Raw genomic sequence first — 25,677 nt, forward strand, 5'->3', positions numbered from 1 at the left:
CCCTTGTCTGCGTGCAGCAGCTCAAGGACGCCCCCCTCGCCCCCCTGACCACCTTCCGGCTCGGCGGTCCCGCCACCCGGCTCGTCACGGCCACCACCGACGACGAGGTGATCGCCGCGGTCCGCGAGGCCGACGCCTCCGGGACCCCGCTGCTCGTCATCGGCGGCGGCTCCAACCTGGTCATCGGGGACAAGGGCTTCGAGGGCACCGCGCTGCACATCGCCACCACCGGCTTCTCCCTCGACGGGACCCGGCTGGAGCTCGCCGCGGGCGAGGTCTGGACGGACGCCGTCGCCCGGACCGTGGAGGCCGGCCTCGCCGGCGTCGAGTGCCTGGCCGGCATCCCGGGCTCGGCCGGCGCCACCCCGATCCAGAACGTCGGCGCCTACGGGCAGGACGTCTCCGCGACCATCGCCGAGGTCGTCGCCTACGACCGCCGGGCCGAGGAGACGGTCACCCTCACGAACGCCGAGTGCGCCTTCTCGTACCGGCACAGCCTCTTCAAGGAGCACCCGGAGCGGTACGTGGTGCTCCGGGTCCGCTTCGACCTGGAGGACGCCGGCGGGCTCTCCGCCCCCCTCGCGTACCCGGAGACCGCCCGGGCCCTGGGCGTCGAGGCCGGCGACCGCGTCCCCCTCGCACGCGCGCGTGAGACCGTCCTGAAGCTCCGCGCGGGCAAGGGCATGGTCCTCGACCCCGAGGACCACGACACCTGGTCCGCCGGCTCCTTCTTCACCAACCCGATCCTCACGGCGGGGGAGTACGAGACCTTCCTCGCGCGCGTGGCGGAGCGCCTCGGCCCGGACATCGCCCCGCCCGCCTACCCGGCCGGCGAGGGCCGCACCAAGACCTCCGCCGCCTGGCTCATCGACAAGGCCGGCTTCACCAAGGGATACGGCTCCGGCCCCGCCCGCATCTCCACCAAGCACACCCTCGCCCTGACGAACCGCGGCGAGGCCACCACGGAGGACCTCCTGGCCCTCGCCCGTGAGGTCGTCGCCGGCGTCCACGCCGCCTTCGGCGTCACCCTCGTCAACGAACCGGTGACGGTCGGGGTCGAGCTCTGAGGGCCACCGTCGGGGCCTAGTACGCGACGCCCACGCCCCGGCGGACCGTCGACGGGTCGTCGAGGACCGCCAGCATGGCGTGGGCCACGTCCGCGCGGGCCAGGGTGCGGCCCCTGGGCGGGGTGCCGCCGACGACCGTGCGGTAGCGGCCGGTGACCGGCTTGCCGGTCAGCTTGGGCGGCCGGACCGAGGTCCAGTCGGTGGCGCTCGCGGCCAGCTCGGACTCCATCACCCGCAGGTCGGCGTAGACGTCCTTGAGGACGTTGGTGATGACCGCCAGGACGGCCTTGTCCAGCAGGCCGTCGCCCTCCGCGGCGGGCCCCACGGGGGCCGCGCTGACCACGACGAGCCGCCGCACGCCCTCCGCCTCCATCGCGCCGAGCACCGGCCGTGTGAGCCGGGCCGCGATGCCGGAGGCCGCGTCCGCGCGGTTGCGGGCGCCCAGGCCCGAGAGGACCGCGTCCCGGCCGGCCACCGCGCCGCGCAGGGCCCCGGCGTCGGAGAGGTCGCTGCGGAAGACCTCCAGGCGCTCGCCGGTGAGGGTGAACCGCGCGGGGTCCCGTACGACCGCCGTCACCTCGTGACCCGCGTCCAGCGCCTGCCGGACGATCTCCCGGCCCACGCCACCGGTCGCACCGAAGACGGTGAGCTTCATGACAGCCTCCCAGAGTGGTAAGTGAGTGCTCACTCACCTCAGGGTGGGTGGATACTCACCTACGCGTCAAGAGTGAGTGGAGGATGCATGGAACAGAAGCCGACCCGGGTCCGGATCGTCGACGCCGCGCGCGACCTCATGGGCACCGTCGGGCTCGCCCGCACCACCACCAAGGAGATCGCCCGGGCGGCGGGCTGCTCGGAGGCCGCGCTCTACAAGCACTTCGCCAGCAAGGAGCAGCTCTTCCTCACCGTCCTGACGGAACGGCTGCCGCGGCTCGGCGGCCTCCTGGAGGCGCTCGCCGTCGACCCCGGCCGCCGCACGGTCGAGGAGAACCTCACCGAGATCGCCCGGCAGGCCGCCCGCTTCTACGAGCAGACCTTCCCGATCGCCGCCTCGCTCTACGCCGAACCCCTGCTCAAGGCCCGCCACGACGCCGCCATCCGGGAGCTCGGCGCCGGCCCCCACCGGCCCATCGAGGGCCTCACCGCCTATCTGCGGGCCGAGCAGCAGCACGGCCGCATCGGCCCCGACGCCGACCCGGGGGCCGCCGCCGCGCTCCTCCTCGGCGCCTGCGCGCAGCGGGCCTTCGTCTACGACGCGCTGCCGGAGGGGGAGGGGCCCCCGCCCGTCGACGACTTCGCCCGCGCGATCGCCCGCACCCTGATGCGGGGGCTCAGCTAGCCAGCCAGTCGTCGATCCCCGCCAGGAGCGATTTCCGGACGTCCTCCGGGGCCGCCGAACCGCGGACGGACTGGCGGGCCAGCTCGGCCAGCTCCGGGTCCGTGAAGCCGTGGTGGCGCCGGGCGAGTTCGTACTGGGCGGCCAGGCGGGAGCCGAAGAGGAGCGGGTCGTCGGCGCCGAGGGCCAGCGGCACGCCCGCCTCGAAGAGGGTGCGCAGCGGGACGTCCTCGTGCTTCTCGTAGACGCCCAGGGCCACGTTCGAGGCGGGGCAGACCTCGCAGGTCACGCCCCGCTCCGCGAGCTTGCGCAGCAGCCGCTCGTCCTCCGCCGCGCGGACGCCGTGCCCGACGCGGGACGCCCGCAGGTCGTCCAGGCAGTCGCGGACGGAGGAGGGGCCGGTCAGTTCGCCGCCGTGCGGGGCCGCCAGGAGGCCGCCCTCGCGGGCGATCGCGAAGGCCCGGTCGAAGTCGCGGGCCATGCCCCGGCGCTCGTCGTTGGAGAGCCCGAAGCCGACCACGCCCCGGTCCGCGTACCGCACCGCGAGCCGGGCCAGCGTGCGGGCCTCCAGCGGGTGCTTCATGCGGTTCGCGGCGACCAGGACCCGCATCCCGAGACCGGTCTCCCGGGCGGCCGCGTCGACCGCGTCCAGGATGATCTCCAGGGCCGGGATGAGACCGCCCAGGTGGGGCGCGTACGAGGTCGGGTCGACCTGGATCTCCAGCCACCCGGAGCCGTCCCTGACGTCCTCCTGCGCCGCCTCCCGCACCAGCCGCTGGATGTCCTCGGGCGCGCGCAGGCAGGAGCGGGCGATGTCGTACAGGCGCTGGAAGCGGAACCAGCCGCGCTCGTCGGTCGCCCGCAGCTGCGGAGGCGTACCGCCCTTCAGCGCCTCCGGGAGGTGCACCCCGTACTTGTCGGCCAGTTCGATGAGGGTCGAGGGCCGCATCGAACCGGTGAAGTGCAGGTGCAGATGGGCCTTGGGCAGCTGGGTGAGATCGCGGGGGTGCTCCATCGCCCGATCCTGCCTTACCCGAATGGCGGTATGCACGGCGATTCCCCGATCGATACCCGACCGAACGCACAAGCGGGCCCCGACTCGGAGGAGTCGGGGCCCGCTTGTGCGTTCGGTCGGTGCCGTCGCCCCGTGGTCAGTCGCGGGCCTCGGCCAGCAGCTTCTGCATCCGGGACACGCCCTCCACCAGGTCCTCGTCGCCGAGCGCGTACGACAGGCGCAGGTAGCCGGGGGTGCCGAAGGCCTCGCCCGGGACGACCGCGACCTCGGCCTCGTCCAGGATCAGCGCGGCCAGCTCGACGGAGCTCTGCGGGCGCTTGCCGCGGATCTCCTTGCCGAGGAGGGCCTTCACCGAGGGGTACACGTAGAACGCGCCCTCGGGGGTCGGGCAGAAGACGCCCTCGATCTCGTTGAGCATCCGCACGATGGTCTGGCGGCGGCGGTCGAAGGCCCGGCCCATCTCCTCGACCGCGTCCAGGTTCCCGGAGACGGCGGCGAGCGCGGCCACCTGGGCCACGTTGGAGACGTTGGAGGTGGCGTGCGACTGGAGGTTGGTCGCGGCCTTGACGACGTCCTTCGGGCCGATGATCCACCCCACGCGCCAGCCCGTCATCGCGTACGTCTTGGCGACGCCGTTGACGACGATGCACTTGTCGCGCAGCTCCGGCAGGACGGCCGGCAGCGAGGCGGCGGTGGCACCGCCGTACACCAGGTGCTCGTAGATCTCGTCGGTGAGGACCCACAGGCCGTGCTCGACGGCCCAGCGGCCGATCGCCTCGGTCTCGGCCTCGCTGTAGACGGCACCGGTCGGGTTCGACGGGGAGACGAAGAGGACGACCTTCGTCCGCTCCGTCCGGGCCGCCTCCAGCTGCTCCACCGAGACGCGGTAGCCGGTGGTCTCGTCGGCGACGACCTCCACCGGGACGCCGCCGGCGAGGCGGATCGACTCCGGGTAGGTGGTCCAGTACGGCGCCGGGACGATGACCTCGTCGCCCGGGTCGAGGATCGCGGCGAACGCCTCGTAGATCGCCTGCTTGCCGCCGTTGGTCACCAGGACCTGGGAGGCGTCCACCTCGTAGCCGGAGTCGCGGAGCGTCTTGGCGGCGATCGCGGCCTTCAGCTCGGGCAGGCCGCCGGCCGGCGTGTAGCGGTGGAACTTCGGGTTCTTGCAGGCCTCGACGGCCGCGTCGACGATGTAGTCCGGAGTCGGGAAGTCGGGCTCTCCGGCGCCGAAACCGATCACCGGGCGCCCGGCGGCCTTGAGGGCCTTGGCCTTGGCGTCGACGGCGAGAGTGGCGGACTCGGAGATCGCACCGATCCGGGCGGAGACCCGACGCTCGGTGGGAGGGGTAGCAGCGCTCATGCGGCCATCGTCCCAGACCGTTTCCCGGCCCGGCACACAGGTTTCAGGGAGCGGACAGGAGCGGTCGATACCGGTCGGAGTAGGGCCCTCGGGCAGGTCGGCGCGGTTCCTGTTCGACGTGAGGCCCCAAGACCACGTACACTCACTCCTCGTTGGCCCGCAGCCGCCCCGTCACACATGGGGTAGGTTGGGGGACACCGCAAAGGGTCGTAGCTCAATTGGTAGAGCACCGGTCTCCAAAACCGGCGGTTGGGGGTTCAAGTCCCTCCGGCCCTGCTACACACACCGCCAGGCTGTGTGCGCATGTACGTCTTCATTGCATTGTCGTGCGGCTCCACCCGGGCGCGGCACGGCCACGACCCGGAATCAGGTGAGAGATCGTGACGGACGCCGTTGGCTCCATCGACATGCCTGATGCCGAAGACGCGTCCGAGTCGAAGAAGAAGGGCCGCAAGGGCGGCAAGCGCGGGAAGAAGGGCCCTCTGGGCCGTCTCGCCGTCTTCTACCGGCAGATCATCGCCGAGCTCCGCAAGGTCGTCTGGCCGACGCGTAGTCAGCTCACCTCGTACACCACGGTCGTCATCGTCTTCGTGGTCGTGATGATCGGCCTGGTGACCGTGATTGACTTGGGCTTCCAGGAAGCAGTCAAGTACGTCTTCGGCTGACTTTTTGTTCCACCCCATCTGTATCGCAGGAAGAAGCAGCCACCGTGTCTGACGCGAACCTGAACGACGCCTTCGAGTCCGAGTCCGTCGAGGACGAGCTGGACATCGTCGAGGCCGCCGACGAGGACGAGGACCTGGACGAGGCTGCGGACGTCGCGGCGGACGACGTCGAGGACGACGCGGAGGACGCCGAGGACGCGGACGAGGAGTCCGCCGACGAGGCCGCCGACGACTCCGAGGACGACGAGGCCGCCGAGGACGACGACGTCGAGGCCGAGGTCGAGGTCGAGACCGAGGAGGAGGCCGAGCCGGCCGCCCCGGTCGACCCCGTCGCCGCTCTCCGCGAGGAGCTGCGCACCCTGCCCGGCGAGTGGTACGTCATCCACACCTACGCGGGCTACGAGAAGCGCGTGAAGGCCAACCTGGAGCAGCGCGCCGTCTCGCTCAACGTCGAGGACTTCATCTACCAGGCCGAGGTGCCCGAGGAAGAGATCGTCCAGATCAAGGGCGGCGAGCGGAAGAACGTCAAGCAGAACAAGCTCCCCGGCTACGTCCTCGTCCGCATGGACCTGACGAACGAGTCCTGGGGCGTCGTCCGCAACACGCCCGGCGTCACCGGCTTCGTGGGCAACGCCTACGACCCGTACCCGCTGACCCTGGACGAGATCGTCAAGATGCTCGCCCCGGAGGCCGAGGAGAAGGCCGCCCGCGAGGCCGCCGAGGCCGAGGGCAAGCCGGCTCCGGCCCGCAAGCTGGAGGTCCAGGTCCTGGACTTCGAGGTCGGCGACTCGGTCACCGTCACCGACGGCCCCTTCGCCACCCTCCAGGCCACGATCAACGAGATCAACCCGGACTCGAAGAAGGTCAAGGGCCTCGTCGAGATCTTCGGTCGCGAGACCCCGGTCGAGCTCAGCTTCGACCAGATCCAGAAGAACTGACGACACAAGTTTCCGGACAGGTCAGAGGGGCTGCCACAGCCCCTCTGACCTGCTCGGTTTTTGGACGCGCAGCCATACCCGTTATCGTTGTGCGGTATGCCTCCATCCGGATGACCGGATGGATCGGCTGAAAACTCTCACTAGGACCCGGAGAGAGCAATGCCTCCCAAGAAGAAGAAGGTCACGGGGCTTATCAAGCTCCAGATCAACGCCGGTGCGGCCAACCCGGCCCCGCCGGTCGGCCCCGCGCTCGGTCAGCACGGCGTCAACATCATGGAGTTCTGCAAGGCCTACAACGCCGCGACCGAGTCGCAGCGTGGCTGGGTGATCCCGGTGGAGATCACGGTCTACGAGGACCGTTCCTTCACCTTCGTCACCAAGACTCCGCCGGCCGCCAAGATGATCCTCAAGGCCGCGGGTGTGGAGAAGGGCTCCGGCGAGCCGCACAAGACCAAGGTCGCCAAGATCACCGAGGCGCAGGTCCGCGAGATCGCCACCACCAAGATGCCCGACCTCAACGCGAACGACCTGGACGCCGCGTCGAAGATCATCGCCGGCACCGCCCGTTCCATGGGCATCACGGTCGAGGGCTGATCACCTCCCCCTCGTGACCTCAGTGGTAGGGCCAAGCGCTGGTCCGCACCACGACTCCATACCTGAAACACCACAGGAGCAGAAGTGAAGCGCAGCAAGTCCCTCCGGGCTGCCGACGCCAAGATCGACCGGGAGAAGCAGTACGCCCCGCTCGAGGCCGTGCGTCTCGCCAAGGAGACCTCCACCACCAAGTTCGACAGCACCGTCGAGGTGGCCTTCCGTCTGGGCGTCGACCCGCGCAAGGCCGACCAGATGGTCCGTGGCACCGTGAACCTTCCGCACGGCACCGGCAAGACCGCCCGGGTCCTGGTCTTCGCGACCGGTGAGCGTGCCGAGGCCGCGGTCGCCGCGGGCGCCGACATCGTCGGCTCCGACGAGCTGATCGACGAGATCGCCAAGGGCCAGCGCCTCAACGAGTTCGACGCCGTGGTCGCCACCCCGGACCTCATGGGCAAGGTCGGCCGCCTCGGCCGCGTGCTCGGTCCGCGTGGTCTCATGCCGAACCCGAAGACCGGCACCGTGACCCCCGATGTCGCCAAGGCTGTCAACGACATCAAGGGCGGCAAGATCGAGTTCCGCGTCGACAAGCACTCGAACCTGCACTTCATCATCGGCAAGACGTCCTTCGACGACACGCAGCTGGTGGAGAACTACGGCGCGGCCCTGGAGGAGATCCTCCGTCTGAAGCCGTCCGCCGCCAAGGGCCGCTACATCAAGAAGGCCGCCATCAGCACCACGATGGGCCCCGGCATCCCGGTCGACTCGAACCGCACCCGCAACCTCCTCGTCGAGGAGGACCCGGCCGCGGTCTGAGCCCTTCCGGCTCGGCGCAGTCAGTCCTGAAGCCGCCCCCCGTTCCTCTCCGGAGGAACGGGGGGCGGCTTTATTTGCGTCTCCTCCTGTCGTAGCCGTCGGATACGGTTCAAGAGAACGCAAAGACGCAAAGACGACGATCATGAAGATCAAGGGGTGGGGAACACCTATGAGCAAGTCCACCTGGAAGCGCGCGGGCGTCGCGACCGTCTCCGCGGCGGCTCTCGTCGCGGGGCTGGCCGGCTGCAACGACGGCGACGCCAAGGCGGTCGGCAAAGCCCTCGGCGACCCGCTGCAGGCCCTGACGGCGGCGTACGAGAAGACCTCGGCCGCCAAGTCGGCCAAGGTCACGATGACCATGAGCATCGAGGGCGCCGGCGCCGAGTCCGGGACCATCGAGATGACCGGCGTCCAGGGCTGGGCCCCGGCGTCGATGGACATCACCATGAAGGGCTCCATGCTGAGCGCGGGCGACCCCGACGCGCCCGAGCAGATGCGCATGGTCATGCTCGACAACGTCATGTACATGGACATGGGCGAGAAGCAGGCCGCCGAGATGGACGGCAAGCGCTGGATGAAGCTGGACATGAAGGCCGCGGCCGCGGAGTCCGGCGACAAGGCCCTCCAGAAGCAGCTGACCGGCGGCCTGGACAACATGAACCAGGACCCGGCCCAGCAGCTGGCCCTGCTGCTCGACTCCCCGGACCTCAAGCACGTCGGTGCCGAGAAGGTCAACGGCATGGAGACCGAGCACTACAAGGGCACGCTCACCTTCGAGCAGATGCTCGCGGCGAACGAGTCCTCGAAGCTCCTCTCCAAGGAGGAGCACGACAAGCTCATCGAGAACGTGAAGAAGACCGGCCTCAAGGGCTACGACACCGAGGTCTGGGTCAACAAGGACGGCTACCCGGCCCGCATGGACATCGGCATGGAGATGGCCGAGGGCAAGGTGCAGATCCGCGCCGACTACAGCGACTACGGCACCAAGAGCGCCGTCGAGGCCCCGCCGGCGAGCGAGACCGTCGACCTCTTCAAGATGCTCCAGGAGGCCGACGAGGCGGGCGCTCAGGGCTGATTTGCCCCTGGGTCGAACCATCACGTACTCTTCCACAGAAGCCAAAGACCGCTGGTCGTTGCTGTGCCCTTACCGGGTGCGGTGGCCGAAGGATCCGCTGACTGCGGACGACCCGCGCAGGTGACTGTGGAGAGTTCCCGGATGTTCCATCCGGTCGAGCTGAGCCCCGTGCGCCTGCGCCGGGGCGTTTTCGTTTGTTCAGCCCCTTCTGAGCGGTCCTCATCACCCGGAAGGAGGCGAACGCACTATGCCGACGCCCAACAAGGCTGCATCGGTGGCCGAGCTCACGGACCAGTTCCGCAGCTCCAACGCCGCCGTGCTGACCGAGTACCGGGGTCTCACCGTCGCGCAGCTCAAGACGCTGCGTCGCTCGCTCGGTGAGAACGCCCAGTACGCCGTGGTGAAGAACACGCTGACCAAGATTGCGGCCAACGAGGCCGGGATCACCGCACTGGACGAGCACTTCGCTGGTCCGACCGCGGTCGCCTTCGTCACCGGTGACCCGGTGGAGTCGGCGAAGGCCCTGCGTGACTTCGCCAAGGAGAACCCGAACCTCATCATCAAGGCTGGTGTCCTTGACGGTAAGGCTCTCTCCGCCGACGACATCAAGAAGCTTGCGGACCTCGAGTCCCGCGAGGTTCTGCTCAGCAAGCTGGCCGGCGCCTTCAAGGGCAAGCAGTCTCAGGCTGCTCAGCTCTTCCAGGCTCTGCCGTCGAAGCTCGTCCGCACCGTGGACGCGCTCCGTGCCAAGCAGGCCGAGCAGGGCGGTGCCGAGTAATTCGGCTCGCGCATTGATCCGCGCCGCCTAGTGCGCGGGTCGTAGCGGGCCGTTACGCCCGCCTCTATAGACACATCGGCACCTGCCGAATTAGTGGAAGGATCGCCCATCATGGCGAAGCTCTCTCAGGACGACCTCCTCGCCCAGTTCGAGGAGATGACCCTCATCGAGCTCTCCGAGTTCGTGAAGGCCTTCGAGGAGAAGTTCGACGTCACCGCCGCCGCGGCCGTCGCCGTTGCCGCCCCGGCCGCTGGTGGTGGCGACGCCGCCGGTGCCGCCGAGGAGCAGGACGAGTTCGACGTCATCCTCGAGGGTGCCGGCGACAAGAAGATCCAGGTCATCAAGGTCGTGCGCGAGCTCACCTCCCTGGGCCTCAAGGAGGCCAAGGACCTCGTCGACGGCACCCCGAAGCCGGTCCTCGAGAAGGTCGCGAAGGACGCCGCCGAGAAGGCCGCCGAGGCCCTCAAGGGCGCCGGCGCCACCGTCACGGTCAAGTAAGGCCGTTTCGGCTCGCTGAGCTGACTCTCGCCCCCGTGTAACGCGGAGGCACCGAAAGGCGATCATCCATCTGGGTGGTCGCCTTTCGGCGTTCCCGGGACCCGCGTGGCGGGGGTCCTCGGGGCCCCCGGAAGCGGAGTATGGTGATCTTCGCCGTGCGCCGCTCACGGGCGGGGGCCTTGACGAACGGCACGCCGCGCGCAATTCTCAGGACGCGTCGTCACAACGATCCGTTTCCGAGGCATGGATCGACGACCGAACGGGCAGTATCGAGGTGCGCCGCACGGCGCGAGTACCGCGGAGTTGAGAGCAACGAGGGTCGCGAGGAAGTCGCCCTGGACATCAGTGGGCCAAGTGGCTACACTGTCCCTTTGCGCTGCCTGTTAGCTGCCCCCTGCCCGTCACCAGGGGCATACCTTCGCATCAGCTTCGTGGACCGACCCCGTCTGACCTGGCCTTTTGGTCAATTCAGGAAACGTCTGCCGTGAAGCGTTGCTGGGGACCGGTACGCGCGTAGTGAGTCCGAGCCCTCGGAAGGACCCCCTCTTGGCCGCCTCGCGCAACGCCTCGAACAACATGAACAACGCCGCCAGCACCGCCCCGCTGCGCATCTCCTTCGCAAAGATCAAGGAGCCCCTCGAGGTTCCGAACCTCCTCGCGCTGCAGACCGAGAGCTTTGACTGGCTGCTCGGCAATGCCGCCTGGAAGGCTCGCGTCGAGGCCGCCCTCGAGTCGGGACAGGACGTCCCCACGAAGTCCGGTCTGGAGGAGATCTTCGAGGAGATCTCCCCGATCGAGGACTTCTCCGGGTCGATGTCGCTGACCTTCCGCGACCACCGCTTCGAGCCGCCGAAGAACTCCATCGACGAGTGCAAGGACCGTGACTTCACGTACGGCGCCCCGCTCTTCGTCACCGCCGAGTTCACCAACAACGAGACCGGCGAGATCAAGTCCCAGACGGTCTTCATGGGCGACTTCCCGCTCATGACGAACAAGGGCACCTTCGTCATCAACGGCACCGAGCGTGTCGTCGTCTCGCAGCTCGTCCGTTCGCCGGGCGTCTACTTCGACTCCTCCATCGACAAGACGTCCGACAAGGACATCTTCTCGGCCAAGATCATCCCGTCCCGGGGTGCCTGGCTGGAGATGGAGATCGACAAGCGCGACCTCGTCGGCGTCCGCATCGACCGCAAGCGCAAGCAGTCGGTCACCGTCCTCCTGAAGGCGCTCGGCTGGACCACCGAGCAGATCCTCCAGGAGTTCGGCGAGTACGAGTCCATGCGCGCCACCCTGGAGAAGGACCACACCCAGGGCCAGGACGACGCGCTGCTCGACATCTACCGCAAGCTCCGTCCGGGCGAGCCGCCGACCCGCGAGGCCGCGCAGACGCTGCTCGAGAACCTGTACTTCAACCCCAAGCGCTACGACCTCGCGAAGGTCGGCCGCTACAAGGTGAACAAGAAGCTCGGCGCCGACGAGCCGCTCGACGCGGGCATCCTCACCACCGACGACATCATCGCCACGATCAAGTACCTCGTGAAGCTCCACGCGGGCGAGACCGAGACGATCGGCGAGAACGGCAACGAGATCGTCGTCGAGACCGACGACATCGACCACTTCGGCAACCGTCGTCTGCGCAACGTCGGCGAGCTCATCCAGAACCAGGTCCGCACCGGCCTGGCCCGCATGGAGCGCGTCGTCCGCGAGCGGATGACCACCCAGGACGTCGAGGCGATCACGCCGCAGACCCTGATCAACATCCGGCCGGTCGTCGCCTCCATCAAGGAGTTCTTCGGCACCAGCCAGCTGTCCCAGTTCATGGACCAGAACAACCCGCTCTCGGGTCTGACGCACAAGCGTCGTCTGTCCGCGCTGGGCCCCGGTGGTCTCTCCCGTGAGCGGGCCGGCTTCGAGGTCCGAGACGTGCACCCGTCCCACTACGGACGCATGTGCCCGATCGAGACCCCCGAAGGCCCGAACATCGGTCTGATCGGTTCGCTCGCCTCGTACGGCCGCGTCAACGCGTTCGGCTTCATCGAGACGCCGTACCGCAAGGTCGTCGACGGCCAGGTCACCGACGAGGTCGACTACGTCACCGCCGACGAGGAGGACCGGTTCGTCATCGCGCAGGCCAACGCCGCGCTCAACGACGACCTGCAGTTCACCGAGCCGCGCGTCCTGGTCCGCAAGCGTGGCGGCGAGGTCGACTACGTCGAGCCGTCGGACGTGGACTACATGGACGTCTCGCCGCGCCAGATGGTGTCGGTCGCGACCGCCATGATCCCCTTCCTCGAGCACGACGACGCCAACCGCGCCCTCATGGGCGCGAACATGATGCGCCAGGCCGTCCCGCTCATCAAGGCGGAGGCCCCGCTCGTCGGCACCGGCATGGAGTACCGCTGTGCCACCGACGCCGGCGACGTCCTCAAGGCCGACAAGGCCGGTGTCGTCCAGGAGCTGTCGGCCGACTACATCACGGTCGCCAACGACGACGGCACGTACAACACGTACCGCCTGCACAAGTTCTCCCGGTCGAACCAGGGCACCTCCGTCAACCAGAAGGTCGTCGTCGCCGAGGGTGACCACGTCATCGAGGGCCAGGTCCTCGCCGACGGTCCCGCCACCGAAGACGGCGAGATGGCGCTCGGCAAGAACCTCCTCGTGGCGTTCATGCCGTGGGAGGGCCACAACTACGAGGACGCGATCATCCTGTCGCAGCGCCTCGTGCAGGACGACGTCCTCTCCTCGATCCACATCGAGGAGCACGAGGTCGACGCCCGTGACACCAAGCTCGGCCCCGAGGAGATCACCCGGGACATCCCGAACGTCTCCGAGGAGGTCCTCGCCGACCTCGACGAGCGCGGCATCATCCGCATCGGTGCCGAGGTCGTCGCCGGCGACATCCTGGTCGGCAAGGTCACGCCCAAGGGCGAGACCGAGCTCACCCCGGAGGAGCGCCTGCTCCGCGCGATCTTCGGTGAGAAGGCCCGTGAGGTCCGCGACACCTCCCTGAAGGTCCCGCACGGCGAGACCGGCAAGATCATCGGTGTCCGCGTCTTCGACCGCGAGGAGGGGGACGAGCTTCCCCCGGGCGTGAACCAGCTGGTCCGCGTCTACGTCGCCCAGAAGCGCAAGATCACCGACGGTGACAAGCTCGCCGGCCGCCACGGCAACAAGGGTGTCATCTCCAAGATCCTCCCGATCGAGGACATGCCCTTCCTCGAGGACGGCACCCCGGTCGACATCATCCTCAACCCGCTGGGTGTCCCGTCCCGAATGAACCCGGGACAGGTCCTGGAGATCCACCTCGGCTGGCTCGCCAGCCGCGGCTGGGACGTCTCCGGCCTCGCGGACGAGTGGGCGCAGCGCCTGCAGGCCATCGGCGCCGACCAGGTCGCCCCCGGCACCAACGTCGCGACCCCGGTCTTCGACGGTGCCCGCGAGGACGAGCTCGCCGGTCTGCTCCAGCACACCATCCCGAACCGCGACGGCGAGCGCATGGTGCTCCCGACCGGTAAGGCGCGCCTGTTCGACGGCCGCTCCGGCGAGCCGTTCCCGGACCCGATCTCGGTCGGGTACATGTACATCCTCAAGCTCCACCACCTGGTCGACGACAAGCTGCACGCCCGGTCGACCGGCCCGTACTCGATGATCACCCAGCAGCCGCTGGGTGGTAAGGCCCAGTTCGGTGGCCAGCGCTTCGGTGAGATGGAGGTGTGGGCGCTGGAGGCTTACGGCGCCGCGTACGCCCTCCAGGAGCTGCTGACGATCAAGTCCGACGACGTGACCGGCCGCGTGAAGGTCTACGAGGCCATCGTCAAGGGCGAGAACATCCCTGAGCCCGGCATCCCCGAGTCCTTCAAGGTGCTCATCAAGGAGATGCAGTCCCTGTGCCTCAACGTGGAGGTGCTGTCCTCGGACGGCATGTCCATCGAGATGCGCGACACCGACGAGGACGTCTTCCGCGCAGCGGAGGAGCTCGGCATCGACCTGTCCCGGCGCGAGCCGAGCAGCGTCGAAGAGGTCTGACGGGAGTCCGGCGGACCTTGAGTGATCAAGGTCCGCCGGCCCCAGGACCCCCGTATCAGACCCCACAGCCTTACAACCCTGAGAGGGATTGACGCATAGTGCTCGACGTCAACTTCTTCGACGAGCTCCGGATCGGTCTGGCCACCGCTGACGACATCCGTCAGTGGAGCCACGGCGAGGTCAAGAAGCCGGAGACCATCAACTACCGCACCCTGAAGCCCGAAAAGGACGGACTCTTCTGCGAGAAGATCTTCGGTCCGACCCGGGACTGGGAGTGCTACTGCGGCAAGTACAAGCGTGTCCGCTTCAAGGGCATCATCTGTGAGCGGTGTGGCGTCGAGGTCACCCGCGCCAAGGTGCGCCGTGAGCGGATGGGCCACATCGAGCTGGCCGCTCCCGTCACCCACATCTGGTACTTCAAGGGCGTCCCGTCGCGCCTCGGGTACCTGCTCGACCTCGCCCCGAAGGACCTCGAGAAGGTCATCTACTTCGCGGCGTACATGATCACCTTCGTCGACGACGAGCGTCGTACCCGCGACCTGCCGTCGCTGGAGGCCCACGTCTCCGTCGAGCGCCAGCAGATCGAGCAGCGCCGCGACTCCGACCTGGAGAACCGCGCCAAGAAGCTCGAGTCCGACCTGGCCGAGCTGGAGGCCGAGGGCGCCAAGGCCGACGTGCGCCGCAAGGTGCGCGAGGGCGCCGAGCGCGAGATGAAGCAGCTGCGCGACCGCGCGCAGCGCGAGATCGACCGTCTGGACGAGGTCTGGTCCCGCTTCAAGAACCTCAAGGTCCAGGACCTGGAGGGCGACGAGCTCCTCTACCGCGAGCTGCGTGACCGCTTCGGCACGTACTTCGACGGCTCGATGGGTGCCGCGGCGCTGCAGAAGCGCCTGGAGTCCTTCGACCTGGAGGAGGAGGCGGAGAAGCTCCGCGAGATCATCCGTACCGGCAAGGGCCAGAAGAAGACCCGTGCGCTCAAGCGCCTCAAGGTCGTCTCCGCGTTCCTGCAGACCGCGAACAGCCCCAAGGGCATGGTTCTCGACTGCGTGCCGGTCATCCCGCCGGACCTCCGTCCGATGGTGCAGCTCGACGGTGGCCGCTTCGCGACCTCCGACCTGAACGACCTGTACCGCCGTGTGATCAACCGCAACAACCGTCTGAAGCGTCTGCTCGACCTCGGTGCCCCCGAGATCATCGTGAACAACGAGAAGCGGATGCTCCAGGAGGCGGTCGACGCCCTCTTCGACAACGGCCGTCGTGGTCGCCCGGTCACGGGCCCCGGCAACCGTCCGCTGAAGTCCCTCAGCGACATGCTGAAGGGCAAGCAGGGTCGATTCCGTCAGAACCTGCTCGGCAAGCGTGTCGACTACTCGGCGCGTTCCGTCATCGTCGTCGGCCCGCAGCTCAAGCTGCACCAGTGCGGTCTGCCGAAGGCCATGGCGCTGGAGCTCTTCAAGCCGTTCGTGATGAAGCGCCTGGTCGACCTGAACCACGCGCAGAACATCAAGAGCGCCAAGCGGATGGTCGAGCGCGGCCGCACGGTCGTGTACGACGTCCTCGAAGAGGTCATCGCCGAGCACCCGGTTCTGCTGAACCGTGCGCCCACGCTGCACCGCCTCGGCATCCAGGCCTTCGAGCCGCAGCTGGTCGAGGGCAAGGCCATCCAGATCCACCCGCTCGTCTGCACCGCCTTCAACGCGGACTTCGACGGTGACCAGATGGCCGTGCACCTGCCGCTCTCCGCGGAGGCGCAGGCCGAGGCCCGCATCCTGATGCTGTCCTCGAACAACATCCTCAAGCCGGCCGACGGCCGCCCGGTGACGATGCCGACCCAGGACATGGTCCTCGGTCTGTTCTTCCTCACCACCGACGGCGAGCTGCGTGACACCAAGGGCGAGGGCCGCGCGTTCGGCTCCACGGCCGAGGCGATCATGGCGTTCGACGCCGGGGAGCTCGCTCTCCAGTCGGAGATCGACATCCGCTTCCCGATCGGCACCGTCCCGCCGCGCGGCTGGGTCCCCCCGGTCGCGGAGGAGGGCGAGCCGGAGTGGCAGCAGGGCGACTCGTTCCGCGTGAAGACCACGCTGGGCCGCGCGCTCTTCAACGAGCTGCTGCCCGAGGACTACCCGTTCGTCGACTACTCGGTGGGCAAGAAGCAGCTCTCCGAGATCGTCAACGACCTGGCGGAGCGCTACCCCAAGGTCATCGTGGCGGCGACGCTCGACAACCTGAAGGCGGCCGGCTTCCACTGGGCGACCCGTTCGGGCGTCACCGTGGCCATCTCCGACGTCGTCGTGCCCGAGGCCAAGAAGGCCATCGTCAAGGGCTACGAGGAGCAGGACGAGAAGGTCCAGAAGCAGTACGAGCGCGGTCTCATCACCAAGGAAGAGCGCACTCAGGAGCTCATCGCGATCTGGACCAAGGCGACCAACGAGGTCGCCGAGGCGATGAACGCGAACTTCCCGCGGACGAACCCGATCTTCATGATGGTGGACTCGGGCGCCCGAGGAAACATGATGCAGATGCGTCAGATCGCCGGTATGCGTGGTCTGGTGTCGAACGCCAAGAACGAGACGATCCCGCGTCCCATCAAGGCGTCCTTCCGTGAGGGCCTCACCGTCCTCGAGTACTTCATCTCGACGCACGGTGCCCGTAAGGGTCTGGCCGACACCGCCCTGCGTACCGCCGACTCGGGTTACCTGACCCGTCGTCTGGTGGACGTCTCGCAGGACGTCATCATCCGCGAGGAGGACTGCGGCACCGAGCGCGGTCTGAAGCTGCGGATCGCGGCCAAGGACGAGGCCGGTGTCCTGCGGAAGACGGACGACGTCGAGACCTCCGTGTACGCGCGGATGCTCGCCGAGGACGTCGTCGTGGACGGCAAGGTCATCGCGCCGGCCAACGTCGACCTGGGTGACGTGCTCATCGACGCCCTGGTCAACGCGGGCGTCGAGGAGGTCAAGACCCGCTCGGTCCTGACCTGTGAGTCCGCCGTCGGCACCTGTGCCTTCTGCTACGGCCGCTCGCTGGCCACCGGCAAGCTGGTCGACATCGGTGAGGCGGTCGGCATCATCGCCGCCCAGTCCATCGGTGAGCCCGGTACCCAGCTGACGATGCGTACCTTCCACACCGGTGGTGTGGCCGGTGACGACATCACCCAGGGTCTGCCGCGTGTCGTCGAGCTCTTCGAGGCGCGTCAGCCCAAGGGTGTCGCCCCGATCTCCGAGGCGGCCGGTCGCGTCCGCATCGAGGAGACCGAGAAGACCAAGAAGATCGTCGTCACCCCGGACGACGGCAGCGACGAGACGGCGTTCCCGATCTCGAAGCGTGCCCGTCTGCTCGTGGGCGAGGGCGACCACGTCGAGGTGGGCCAGAAGCTCACCGTGGGTGCCACCAACCCGCACGACGTGCTCCGGATCCTCGGTCAGCGCGCGGTCCAGGTCCACCTGGTCGGCGAAGTCCAGAAGGTCTACAACTCGCAGGGCGTGTCGATCCACGACAAGCACATCGAGATCATCATCCGGCAGATGCTCCGCCGCGTGACGATCATCGAGTCCGGCGACGCGGAGCTCCTCCCGGGCGAGCTGGTCGAGCGCTCGAAGTTCGAGCAGGAGAACCGTCGTGTGGTCACCGAGGGCGGTCACCCCGCCTCCGGCCGTCCGCAGCTGATGGGTATCACCAAGGCCTCGCTGGCCACGGAGTCCTGGCTGTCGGCCGCCTCCTTCCAGGAGACGACCCGAGTCCTGACGGACGCGGCGATCAACGCCAAGTCCGACAGCCTCATCGGCCTCAAGGAGAACGTGATCATCGGTAAGCTCATCCCGGCCGGTACGGGTCTGTCCCGCTACCGCAACATCCGGGTCGAGCCGACCGAGGAGGCCAAGGCGGCGATGTACTCGTCCGTCGGCTACGACGACCTCGACTACTCGCCGTTCGGCACCGGCTCCGGCCAGGCCGTTCCGCTGGAGGACTACGACTACGGTCCGTACAACCAGTAAGCGAGTCGCTTGACCGAAGGGCGGTCACCCCGTTGCGCACGGGGTGGCCGCCCTTCGGGGTTTCACCGCCCGGCCAGTTCCCACAGCGCGACGAGCACGCCCGCGCCGGCGGTGAGCGCGGCGATGGAGGCGAGCGGCCAGCGGGCGCGCTCCAGGTCGTCGAGGCGGGCCTCGTGGTCGGCGAGCTGCTTGTCGGTCTGGTCGCTGCGCTGGACGAGCAGGGCGAGCGAGCCGTCGACGCGGGCGAAGCCGGCTTCGAGGGTGCCGCGCAGCCGCTCCAGTTCGAGCGCCACCGCGACCGGGTCGTTCGGATCAGCCTCGGTCATCGGCGCCGCCCTGGTCCGTCCGCAGCCACAGGGGCAGCAGGAGCTGTACGGCGGGGACCGCCATCGCCCGGGTCAGGGCGCCGGCCACGGTGAGCGCGCCGGCGACCCAGGGAAGGGTGGCGGGGATGCCGGAGGCGTCGACGAGCGCCGGCAGGACCAGGGCGAGGGCGACGGCGGTCTGCAGCACGGTGCGGGCCGTGCGCTTCGCGGCTTCGGACATGGGGGTCCCTCCTTGGGGGATCACTGCGGGATCACGGGGGGGATCACGTGGTGTACGGGACCTTCAGCGCGTTCCACGAGGCGGCGCCGGGCCAGCCGTCGGCGTCGGCGCCGCGGAAGCCGAGCTTGCGCTGCCAGGCCTCGTACGACCTGCGGTCGGCCTCGGTCCAGCGGGGGCCGGGTCCGACCTGGTAGCGGCCGCAGCCCTCGGCCGTCAGCCGGCGGCCCATCGCGGTGATCACCGGCGAGCTGGGGTCGTTCCGGAAGAAGGCGGCGCCGGGGAAGGGCTGGTAGCGGGGGGTGGCCGGCGTGGCGGGGGCGGTGGGCCGGGGGGCGGGGGCGGCGCCGAGCCGCTTCTGCACCCGGTCGCGCATGACGGGCATGGCGAAGCCCTTGGGATCGCTCTTCCAGTCGGACCACTCCAGGTGGCCGATGACGGACCTGGCGCCCCAGCCGTGGGCGCGGCAGAGGGCGGCCGAGACGCGTTCGATCGCGTCGAGCTGGGCGGCCGGCCAGGGGTCGCGGCCGTTGCCGAGGTTGACGCACTCGAAGCCGTAGAAGCGGGAGTTGCCGTCGACGGCGCCGGCGCTGCCCTGGTGCTCGCGGGGGGCCGGGGGCCGGTCGCCGTACGCCTCGGTGACGACGGCCCGCAGGACGGACGGGTCGCCGCCGCCGGCGTGGTTGGCGCGGCCGTCGGAGACGAGGTGGACGGTGCCGTCCTTGGCGATGACGCCGTGGCAGAGGGGGCCGGGGAGGCTGTCGTAGCCGTCGAAGCACATCTCGACGGAGTGGGCGGTGCCGGTGGAGACGGTGTGGTGGATCATGACGCCGGCGACGGGGCCCCAGGCGCCGGCGCGGTTGCGGTGGTGGCCGCGCCAGCCGGGGTGTTCGACGACGGTGACGCCTTCGGCGCGGAGCGCGGCGAGGAGCCGGTCCGCGGACAAGGGGGTGGCCATCTGAGGTCCTCCAGACATGCGAAAACCCCGGCCGTCGGGGGCGCGGGGCGGATGGGGCGGGGGGAGTGCGTGGGGCGGACGGGGCGCGGGGGCTACGCCCCGGGCTCCGGTTCCGGTTCCGGCGAGGGCTCCGGTTCGGGCGAGGGCTCCGGTTCGGGGGCCGGGGTCCAGGCGGCGCAGAGCGCGGCGAAGGCGGTCCTGCGGGTCTCGAAGTCGGTGAGGGCGGCGGCGACCGCGCGGACGACGGCGTCGGGGTCGGGGACGGCGGGCCGGCCGTTGACGGGCTGGACCATGGTGAGGCCGTAGCCGCGCAGCTGGGCGCCGCCCTCGCCGTTCTCGGCGATCTGCGCGGTGACGTACACCGCGGGGTACTCGCCGGTCATCGGGTCGGGTTCCAGCGGGCCGCCGAGGCTGTTGTCGTACAGCCGCAGCTCGACCGTGTGGCCCTGCTCGGCGACGGTGCCGCGGCCCGCGTAGTCGATGGCGACGCCCCAGGGCTGGGTGGGGTCGGGGATCATGGGTGCTCTCCTTGCGGGAGGACGGGCGGGCGGTCGGTCAGGTCTGGCGGCCGTACATCAGCACCGGCCGGGCGTAGACGGTGCCCGAGGCGCTGGTGACGATCCCCTGGACCTCCACGGTGAGGTCCTTGCCGAAGTCGGCCTGCATGTCGGCGGTGACGGCGGCGGTGTGGTCGAAGACGGCGCCGGCGGCCACGGTGGAGCCGAACGGGACGCCGCCGACCATCACCCGGATCTGCCCGGTGGCCCCGGAGGAGACCCGGGTGAGCATCCGCAGCCGCATCTTGGGCTGCCAGATCGGGTTCTGCGACTGGGCGATGGCGGTCCAGGCGGTGGCGCTGGTGGCCGGCCAGTTCACCGAGGCGAGGTCCTGCGGCGGCAGCATCGGCAGCCAGGGACGGGCGAGGCCGCCGGTGAGGATGTCGTCGGAGAGGATCTCGTGGCCGTAGGCGTCGTTGACCCGCAGCACGGGCTTGCTGCCGCCGGGGCCGCTGGTGGTGATCTGCGCGACCAGGGTCACCGGGTCCTGGGGGCCCTCCTGCCGCCTGACGGCGAGCGAGCCGTTGAGGATCTCGGTGAGCGGGGGGCGGGTGTTGACCGCCGTGGACAGGGCGTTGATCCGGCGTTCCATCTGGATCAGCCGGTCGATGATGGACTCGGGCAGCAGGGCCATCAGAGGGCCTCCAGGGCGAGGTCGGCGGTGTCGGGGCGGCCGCGTTCGGCCGGGCGGACCTTCACGCCGACGATCCGGTAGCGGGCGTCGAGGCCCGTCGGGTGCCATTCGTCGGTGATCCGGATGCGGGCGGTGCGGCCGAGGAGGGCCGGGGGGACGATCCCGGACAGCCGGATGCTGATCTCGGGGATCTGCACGGAGCCCTGGGCCTCCCGGAGGACGGCGGTGGCCAGCGCGTCGAGGACGGCCTTGTCGCTGACGTCGTTGTAGTCGGTGGAGAGGTCCAGCTGGGGCCAGCGGTCGGGCAGGCCGACGGCGGGGATCTCCGCGGACACCGTCGGCCGGGACTCGGCGGCGGCGTTGCCGTTGCCGGAGGCGCCGCGGGCGAGCGAGGTGGTGCCGCCGCGGGTGGCGTCGTCCGGGAGGGAGTAGCCGAGGATGGTGCCGGGGCGGTCGAAGACCATGTCGGTGGCGCCGGTGCGGATCTTGGGGGAGCCGAGCCGGAGCCGGCGGACGCGCTGCCCGTCGGCGGGGTCGCGGTAGACGAGGACGTGGTACTCGACGCCGTCCTCGTAGGCGGCGAGCTGGTCGAGCGCCTCCTGGTAGACGGTCTCGTCGCCGAAGCGCCACGCCGCGGTCCGCGGGACCGCCTTGGTGGGCACGTCGTCGCCGGGGTCGACCGAGCTGGCGCCGAGGCCGGCGCCGAGTTCGCTCCAGAGGCCGCGGATGATGTCGAACTGCTCGACCTGGGTGTACTTGAGCTCGGTGCGGATGCGGCGGCGGCCCGCGTACGAGTCGAAGGTGGCGGCCTGGACGGAGAGGGTCACCACTCCGCGGTCGCTGCCCTGGAGGTTGGTGGTCCAGACGATGCCGCCCCACCACAGGTAGCCGCCGCGCTCCAGGTAGACGGTGGTGCGGCCGGGCTTGATCTGGTGGGCGCGGTCGGCCATGGCGCGGTCGGGGATGGGGACGGTGCCGGAGAGCGAGCCGGCCCGGCCGATGTAGTCCTCGAAGGAGACGTCCCGCAGCGGCAGGATGTCGAGGGTCTGGTCGGTCACCAGGTCGCAGAAGATGGCCCGGTAGGGCGTGTCGAGACTCATGACGACCTCACGGGAGGATGTAGGTGGCGCTGACGCGGATGTTGCGGCCGGGGACGAGGGCGCCGTTGGAGGACCAGGTCCGCAGGGTGACCGTGCCCGTGGGGGACAGGTAGGCGGCGCCGCAGCCGTAGCCGTCGCCGGCGACGGCCTCCATGCCGACGGGGGTCCGCCAGCCGGACGGCAGCGTGCAGAGCGGCTCGTCGTTGGTGACGTTCCCCGCCGTGTTGACGTCGATCTGGGTGCCGGTGCGGGTCACGGTGACCGACATGGTGCACAGGCCGCGGCTGCGGCGGGCGTCGAAGGCGACGAGGGCCCAGCCGGTGAGCGCGGCGGCGCCGGTCGTGGCCGACTCCACCTCCACGGGCGGCTGGTAGTTCGCCCAGACGGTGCCGTTCCACCGCTGGAGGACGCCGTTGTGCTCGCGGTACTGCCCGGTGTAGCCGCCGACGGTGAGCGCGCCCTGGGGGGCGACGCCGCCGATCTCCCTGGGGTACGCGACCCAGCCGGTGCCGCTCCAGCGCTGGAGGTGGTGGGCGGTGTCGTTGTCCTGGTACTGGCCCGGGTAGGAGCCGGGGACGCCGGCGTTGTTGTACACGGGCAGGATGCCGCCGGCCGAGACGACGGTGGTGCGCAGGTCGGTGAGGTCGCCGCCGGTCCAGTCGATGCCGCCGGTGCCGGCCGAGGTGCCGGCCTTGACCCGGACGGTGAAGAGCGGCAGCGAGGCGGCGGGGACGGCCGGGGCGGACGGGGTGGCCGACGGCTGGCCGACGAGCACCTCCAGGACGGCCTCGTGGCGGGTGAGGCTGTCGAACTCGTCGTCGTACACGCGCAGCACGACGAGGTCGATCCGCGGGGCGAGCGGGTCGCCGTCGCCGAAGGCGAGGACGGTGTCGCCGTCGAGGGCGACGGGGTACGCGCCCTGCTCGGGCCGGCCCTGGACGAGGGCACGGCCGGAGTGGACGGTCGCGGTCATCGGCCCGCTGCCGGTCAGGGACAGGCCGCTGACCCGGTACGTGCCGTCGGCGGAGCCCGGCAGGATGCCGGAGCGGGAGACGAGCGGGGCGACCGGGGTGGCGGCCCCGAGGGCGGTGAGACGGGTGGTCTGTCGGGTCTGGCCGTCGGGCAGCAGCCAGCCGGGGCGAAGGGGCATGGGGTGCTCCTCTCGTGGGGCGGGTGGTGGGGCGGCCGGGGCTACGGCAGCGGGTCGACCTTGATGAAGGTGTTGTCGAAGAACGCCTTGACGGCCGGGGAGGCGGGGGCGACCCGGAAGTAGGCGGTGAGCGTGTAGGTCTGGCCCGGGGTCAGGTTCGTGAACCGGCGCATGGAGGAGACCGAGGTCGTCGTGGTGGTGGCGGTGTAGATCCCGTACTCGTCCTCGGGGGCGATGAGGACGGTGCCGTTCAGGGAGAGTTCGAGTGCCATGTACGAGTACAGGTCGTCCCGGGCGCGCGTGCGGCAGCCGTAGTGGGCGACGACCGCCTTCGACGGCGGGGCGGTGAAGCTGATCTTGAGCGGGTTGGTGGTGCGGCCAGGGAGCGTCGAGGTGTAGGTGCCGGAGGTCGTCTCGCCCTGGTCGTTGTTCTCGGTGTAGTACGGGCCCGGCACGGCCGGCACCCAGGCCGTGCCGTTCCAGCGCTGGAGGATTCCGGTGGTGGAGTCGCGGTACTGCCCGGTGTAGCTGGCCGGGGTGCTGGCGGCGGAGTTCGGGATGATGCCGCCGAGCGCCGAGGAGTACGGCACCCAGGCGCCGCCGTCCCAGCGCTGGAGCGCGCCGCCGGCGTCCTGGTACTGGCCGGGGTAGGCGCCGGGCAGCACCGCGCCCTCGACCGGGAGGATGCCGCCGAGGGAGACGACCGGGGTGCGGAGGTCCTTGAGCGAGGTGTTCCAGGGGATGCCGCCGTTGCCCGCGCTGACGCCGGCCGGGACGAGGACCTCGTACAGCGGGAGGCAGCGCTCCGGGACCAGCGGGGCCTGCGGGCCGGCGTCGGCGGTGCCCTGGAGGATCTCCAGCTTGGCCTCGTACCGCTGGTTGTCGTCGTACAGGCCGTCGTAGATCCGGAGGACGATCAGGTCGATGCGGCCGTACTGGGCGTGGCCCGGGGCGAAGGTGAGGGTCTCGGAGTTCGGCAGGGTGACCGGGTAGGCGCCCTGCGAGATGTCGCCCTGGATGACGGCGCGGCCCTCGGAGACGGTCGCGGTCATGGGGGCGGAGCCGAAGGTCCAGAAGGCGGCGAGCCGGTACTGGCCGTCGTAGGAGCCGGGCAGGACGCCGGAGCGGACCTGGACCGGGTTGGCCAGGGTGGTGACGCCGGTCTGGGTGAGGCGGGTGTCCTCGCGGGTCTGGCCGGTCTCGACGGTCCAGCTGCTGCGCAGGTTCATGGGGTTCTCCAATCGGGAGGGGCCGCGGGGAGCGCGGACCGGGTCAGGCCTTGATCCATTCGGCGGTGAGGTTGCAGGCGTAGCCGGAGCCGCCGAGGGTCTTCAGCGCGGCGGTGTGGCTGTGGAAACCGGCGATCTGGAGCGTGTCGCCGACGGCGAGCCGGACCACGCCGCCGCCGCCGACGGTGACGGCGCCGCTGCCGGCCGGGTGGAGCCAGGTCATGCGGGACTGGCCGGCGCCGGAGACCAGGACCCGGGAGCCGCGGACGCCGGTGGACGAGGCGCCTTCCCAGGTGGCGTGGGCGGAGATCCGCCACCAGCCGGCGCGCGGGACGGTGTAGGTGGTGGTGCCGTTCCAGCCGGCGCCGTCGTCGACCTCCACGGTGGGCAGGCTCAGCACGGTCCAGGTGTTGGCCGCGATGCTCTGCTGCTGGGCGGTGAGCCACTGGGTGGCGCTGAGCAGCAGCGTCGAGGTGCCCTGGGTGTGCTGCCAGGCGGCGCCGTCCCAGCGCTGGAGGCCGCCGCCGGTGTCCCGGAACTGGCCGGTGTAGGAGCCGGCGGCGGTGCCGCTCGGCGCGATGCCGCCGATCGCCTTCGGGTACGAGACCCAGGTGGTGCCGTCCCAGCGCTGGAGGAGGCCGGCGGCGTCCCGGTACTGGCCTGCGTAGGCGCCCTTGTAGCCGCTGGTCGGCAGGATCCCGCCGAGGGCGACGACGGGCCAGTGCTGGGTGGTGACGGCGGTGGCCCAGGCGATGCCGCCGGTGCCGGCCGAGGTGCCCTTCGGCACCCTGACCGTGTACAGCTGCAGCACGCTGCCGACGCCGCTCGCGGGGGCGACCGGGGTGGCGCTCGGCTCGCCCTTGACCAGGCGGACGACGGCTTCGGTGGTGCCGGTCCGGTCGTAGAGGTCGTCGATCACGGCCAGTTCGATCAGGTCGATCCGGTCGTACTGGGCGTTGCCGTCCTCGATCGTCAGGGTCTCCGGGGCGGTGACGGCGACGAGGTACGCGCCCTGGGCGGTGTCCTTGCCCTGGACGATCGCGCGGCCGGTGCCGATGGTGGCCTGCATCGGCGAGCCGCCGTTCAGCAGCAGCCCGCCCGGCAGGACGCCGGGCCGCGACCGGAGCGGGGTCTCCTCGGCGCTCTGGCCGCTGGGGGTGAGGAGGGCGGCGAGGGTGAGTCGGGTGTCCTCGCGGGTCTGCCCTTCGGGCAGGAGCCAGGCGGCTCGTACGGTCATGGGGTCACCTCGGGGTAGGGGAGGGGGTGCGGCACGGCCGCCGGACGGCGGCACACGAAAGGCCGCCCGGCGGCGGGGCGCCGGGCGGCCAGGGGTCGTA

General features: G+C 70.0%; 23 protein-coding genes and 1 tRNA gene. 12 read left to right on the top strand and 12 right to left on the bottom strand.

Annotated elements, in window-relative coordinates; all coding sequences use genetic code 11:
- Positions 1–11: 11 nt before the first annotated feature.
- Positions 12–1,067: a UDP-N-acetylmuramate dehydrogenase gene (locus tag AB0E19_RS19295; protein WP_362181186.1), complete on the top strand. Its 1,056-nt coding sequence runs from the start codon at positions 12–14 to the stop codon at positions 1,065–1,067.
- Between the two features lie 16 nt (positions 1,068–1,083).
- On the opposite strand, the gene AB0E19_RS19300 is transcribed toward AB0E19_RS19295, so the two are convergent.
- Positions 1,084–1,722, bottom strand: coding sequence for an NAD(P)H-binding protein (locus AB0E19_RS19300; protein ID WP_362181189.1), 639 nt, complete (start codon positions 1,720–1,722; stop codon positions 1,084–1,086).
- Between the two features lie 87 nt (positions 1,723–1,809).
- Between AB0E19_RS19300 and AB0E19_RS19305 the strand changes: the two genes are divergently transcribed.
- Positions 1,810–2,406 carry a helix-turn-helix domain-containing protein gene (locus AB0E19_RS19305; RefSeq protein WP_362181192.1) on the top strand — a complete coding sequence of 199 codons (597 nt, stop codon included), beginning with the start codon at positions 1,810–1,812 and terminating at the stop codon, positions 2,404–2,406.
- Here the strand turns inward: AB0E19_RS19305 and AB0E19_RS19310 are convergent.
- Both AB0E19_RS19310 and AB0E19_RS19315 read right to left on the bottom strand, forming a co-directional pair.
- Positions 2,399–3,418, bottom strand: a complete 1,020-nt coding sequence (locus AB0E19_RS19310) for an adenosine deaminase (RefSeq protein ID WP_362181195.1) — start codon at positions 3,416–3,418, stop codon at positions 2,399–2,401. The two genes, AB0E19_RS19305 and AB0E19_RS19310, sit on opposite strands and share 8 nt — an antisense overlap.
- A gap of 136 nt (positions 3,419–3,554) precedes the next feature.
- On the bottom strand, positions 3,555–4,781 hold the full coding sequence (locus AB0E19_RS19315; RefSeq protein ID WP_362181198.1) for a pyridoxal phosphate-dependent aminotransferase: 1,227 nt from the start codon (positions 4,779–4,781) through the stop codon (positions 3,555–3,557).
- A gap of 203 nt (positions 4,782–4,984) precedes the next feature.
- On the opposite strand from AB0E19_RS19315, the gene AB0E19_RS19320 reads away from it, so the two are divergent.
- The 10 genes from AB0E19_RS19320 (at position 4,985) to AB0E19_RS19365 (ending at position 18,169) form a co-directional block, all read left to right on the top strand.
- Positions 4,985–5,057, top strand: a tRNA-Trp gene (locus tag AB0E19_RS19320).
- Positions 5,058–5,161: 104 nt separating this feature from the next.
- A complete protein-coding gene (gene secE, locus AB0E19_RS19325; protein WP_362106537.1) occupies positions 5,162–5,446 on the top strand; it encodes a preprotein translocase subunit SecE in 285 nt (94 codons plus the stop codon).
- A gap of 44 nt (positions 5,447–5,490) precedes the next feature.
- Entirely contained in the window at positions 5,491–6,384 is an 894-nt protein-coding gene (nusG, locus tag AB0E19_RS19330; protein WP_362181202.1) for a transcription termination/antitermination protein NusG, read from the top strand.
- 159 nt (positions 6,385–6,543) lie between these two features.
- The gene (gene rplK / locus AB0E19_RS19335; protein ID WP_018543896.1) at positions 6,544–6,978 is read left to right on the top strand and encodes a 50S ribosomal protein L11; all 435 of its coding nucleotides are present in this window, start codon (positions 6,544–6,546) and stop codon (positions 6,976–6,978) included.
- Between the two features lie 84 nt (positions 6,979–7,062).
- Entirely contained in the window at positions 7,063–7,791 is a 729-nt protein-coding gene (gene rplA, locus AB0E19_RS19340) for a 50S ribosomal protein L1 (protein ID WP_360601168.1), read from the top strand.
- Positions 7,792–7,960: 169 nt separating this feature from the next.
- Complete coding sequence (locus AB0E19_RS19345) at positions 7,961–8,866, top strand: hypothetical protein (RefSeq protein ID WP_362181207.1); 906 nt, start codon at positions 7,961–7,963, stop codon at positions 8,864–8,866.
- Positions 8,867–9,113: 247 nt separating this feature from the next.
- Complete coding sequence (gene rplJ, locus AB0E19_RS19350) at positions 9,114–9,644, top strand: 50S ribosomal protein L10 (protein ID WP_030494216.1); 531 nt, start codon at positions 9,114–9,116, stop codon at positions 9,642–9,644.
- 111 nt (positions 9,645–9,755) lie between these two features.
- Complete coding sequence (gene rplL / locus AB0E19_RS19355) at positions 9,756–10,142, top strand: 50S ribosomal protein L7/L12 (RefSeq protein WP_031009366.1); 387 nt, start codon at positions 9,756–9,758, stop codon at positions 10,140–10,142.
- A gap of 546 nt (positions 10,143–10,688) precedes the next feature.
- Positions 10,689–14,171 carry a DNA-directed RNA polymerase subunit beta gene (rpoB, locus tag AB0E19_RS19360; protein WP_362181212.1) on the top strand — a complete coding sequence of 1,161 codons (3,483 nt, stop codon included), beginning with the start codon at positions 10,689–10,691 and terminating at the stop codon, positions 14,169–14,171.
- A gap of 98 nt (positions 14,172–14,269) precedes the next feature.
- Positions 14,270–18,169, top strand: a complete 3,900-nt coding sequence (locus tag AB0E19_RS19365) for a DNA-directed RNA polymerase subunit beta' (protein WP_362181215.1) — start codon at positions 14,270–14,272, stop codon at positions 18,167–18,169.
- A gap of 62 nt (positions 18,170–18,231) precedes the next feature.
- On the opposite strand, the gene AB0E19_RS19370 is transcribed toward AB0E19_RS19365, so the two are convergent.
- The 9 genes from AB0E19_RS19370 to AB0E19_RS19410 form a co-directional block, all read right to left on the bottom strand.
- Complete coding sequence (locus AB0E19_RS19370) at positions 18,232–18,495, bottom strand: hypothetical protein (RefSeq protein WP_360601179.1); 264 nt, start codon at positions 18,493–18,495, stop codon at positions 18,232–18,234.
- Complete coding sequence (locus AB0E19_RS19375) at positions 18,482–18,715, bottom strand: hypothetical protein (RefSeq protein WP_362181219.1); 234 nt, start codon at positions 18,713–18,715, stop codon at positions 18,482–18,484. Before AB0E19_RS19375 ends, AB0E19_RS19370 begins: the two co-directional genes overlap by 14 nt.
- 43 nt (positions 18,716–18,758) lie before the next feature.
- Positions 18,759–19,670: a peptidoglycan-binding protein gene (locus tag AB0E19_RS19380; protein ID WP_362181222.1), complete on the bottom strand. Its 912-nt coding sequence runs from the start codon at positions 19,668–19,670 to the stop codon at positions 18,759–18,761.
- 92 nt (positions 19,671–19,762) lie between these two features.
- A complete protein-coding gene (locus AB0E19_RS19385; protein WP_362181225.1) occupies positions 19,763–20,188 on the bottom strand; it encodes an ATP-binding protein in 426 nt (141 codons plus the stop codon).
- Positions 20,189–20,225: 37 nt separating this feature from the next.
- Positions 20,226–20,861: a hypothetical protein gene (locus tag AB0E19_RS19390; RefSeq protein ID WP_362181228.1), complete on the bottom strand. Its 636-nt coding sequence runs from the start codon at positions 20,859–20,861 to the stop codon at positions 20,226–20,228.
- Entirely contained in the window at positions 20,861–21,961 is a 1,101-nt protein-coding gene (locus AB0E19_RS19395; protein ID WP_362181231.1) for a hypothetical protein, read from the bottom strand. The genes AB0E19_RS19390 and AB0E19_RS19395 overlap by 1 nt, the downstream gene beginning before the upstream one ends.
- Before the next feature lie 7 nt (positions 21,962–21,968).
- Positions 21,969–23,111: a hypothetical protein gene (locus AB0E19_RS19400; protein WP_362181234.1), complete on the bottom strand. Its 1,143-nt coding sequence runs from the start codon at positions 23,109–23,111 to the stop codon at positions 21,969–21,971.
- A gap of 41 nt (positions 23,112–23,152) precedes the next feature.
- Entirely contained in the window at positions 23,153–24,340 is a 1,188-nt protein-coding gene (locus AB0E19_RS19405; protein ID WP_362181237.1) for a hypothetical protein, read from the bottom strand.
- Positions 24,341–24,383: 43 nt separating this feature from the next.
- A complete protein-coding gene (locus AB0E19_RS19410; RefSeq protein ID WP_362181240.1) occupies positions 24,384–25,577 on the bottom strand; it encodes a hypothetical protein in 1,194 nt (397 codons plus the stop codon).
- Between the last annotated feature and the right edge of the window lie 100 nt (positions 25,578–25,677).

The sequence above is a fragment of the Streptomyces sp. NPDC047974 genome (genome assembly GCF_040653375.1).
Classification (GTDB): Bacteria; Actinomycetota; Actinomycetes; order Streptomycetales; family Streptomycetaceae; genus Streptomyces.

Excerpts from the sequence above, each read along its gene's own strand:
- rplJ (WP_030494216.1), top strand. The coding sequence starts at position 9,114 with ATGCCGACGCCCAACAAGGCTGCATCGGTGGCCGAGCTCACGGACCAG.
- AB0E19_RS19345 (WP_362181207.1), top strand. The coding sequence starts at position 7,961 with ATGAGCAAGTCCACCTGGAAGCGCGCGGGCGTCGCGACCGTCTCCGCG.
- AB0E19_RS19305 (WP_362181192.1), top strand. The coding sequence starts at position 1,810 with ATGGAACAGAAGCCGACCCGGGTCCGGATCGTCGACGCCGCGCGCGAC.
- AB0E19_RS19375 (WP_362181219.1), bottom strand. The coding sequence starts at position 18,715 with ATGTCCGAAGCCGCGAAGCGCACGGCCCGCACCGTGCTGCAGACCGCC.
- AB0E19_RS19395 (WP_362181231.1), bottom strand. The coding sequence starts at position 21,961 with ATGAGTCTCGACACGCCCTACCGGGCCATCTTCTGCGACCTGGTGACC.
- AB0E19_RS19400 (WP_362181234.1), bottom strand. The coding sequence starts at position 23,111 with ATGCCCCTTCGCCCCGGCTGGCTGCTGCCCGACGGCCAGACCCGACAG.
- AB0E19_RS19315 (WP_362181198.1), bottom strand. The coding sequence starts at position 4,781 with ATGAGCGCTGCTACCCCTCCCACCGAGCGTCGGGTCTCCGCCCGGATC.
- AB0E19_RS19380 (WP_362181222.1), bottom strand. The coding sequence starts at position 19,670 with ATGGCCACCCCCTTGTCCGCGGACCGGCTCCTCGCCGCGCTCCGCGCC.
- AB0E19_RS19385 (WP_362181225.1), bottom strand. The coding sequence starts at position 20,188 with ATGATCCCCGACCCCACCCAGCCCTGGGGCGTCGCCATCGACTACGCG.
- AB0E19_RS19390 (WP_362181228.1), bottom strand. The coding sequence starts at position 20,861 with ATGGCCCTGCTGCCCGAGTCCATCATCGACCGGCTGATCCAGATGGAA.
- AB0E19_RS19310 (WP_362181195.1), bottom strand. The coding sequence starts at position 3,418 with ATGGAGCACCCCCGCGATCTCACCCAGCTGCCCAAGGCCCATCTGCAC.
- rplK (WP_018543896.1), top strand. The coding sequence starts at position 6,544 with ATGCCTCCCAAGAAGAAGAAGGTCACGGGGCTTATCAAGCTCCAGATC.
- rplL (WP_031009366.1), top strand. The coding sequence starts at position 9,756 with ATGGCGAAGCTCTCTCAGGACGACCTCCTCGCCCAGTTCGAGGAGATG.
- AB0E19_RS19410 (WP_362181240.1), bottom strand. The coding sequence starts at position 25,577 with ATGACCGTACGAGCCGCCTGGCTCCTGCCCGAAGGGCAGACCCGCGAG.
- AB0E19_RS19300 (WP_362181189.1), bottom strand. The coding sequence starts at position 1,722 with ATGAAGCTCACCGTCTTCGGTGCGACCGGTGGCGTGGGCCGGGAGATC.
- AB0E19_RS19370 (WP_360601179.1), bottom strand. The coding sequence starts at position 18,495 with ATGACCGAGGCTGATCCGAACGACCCGGTCGCGGTGGCGCTCGAACTG.
- AB0E19_RS19405 (WP_362181237.1), bottom strand. The coding sequence starts at position 24,340 with ATGAACCTGCGCAGCAGCTGGACCGTCGAGACCGGCCAGACCCGCGAG.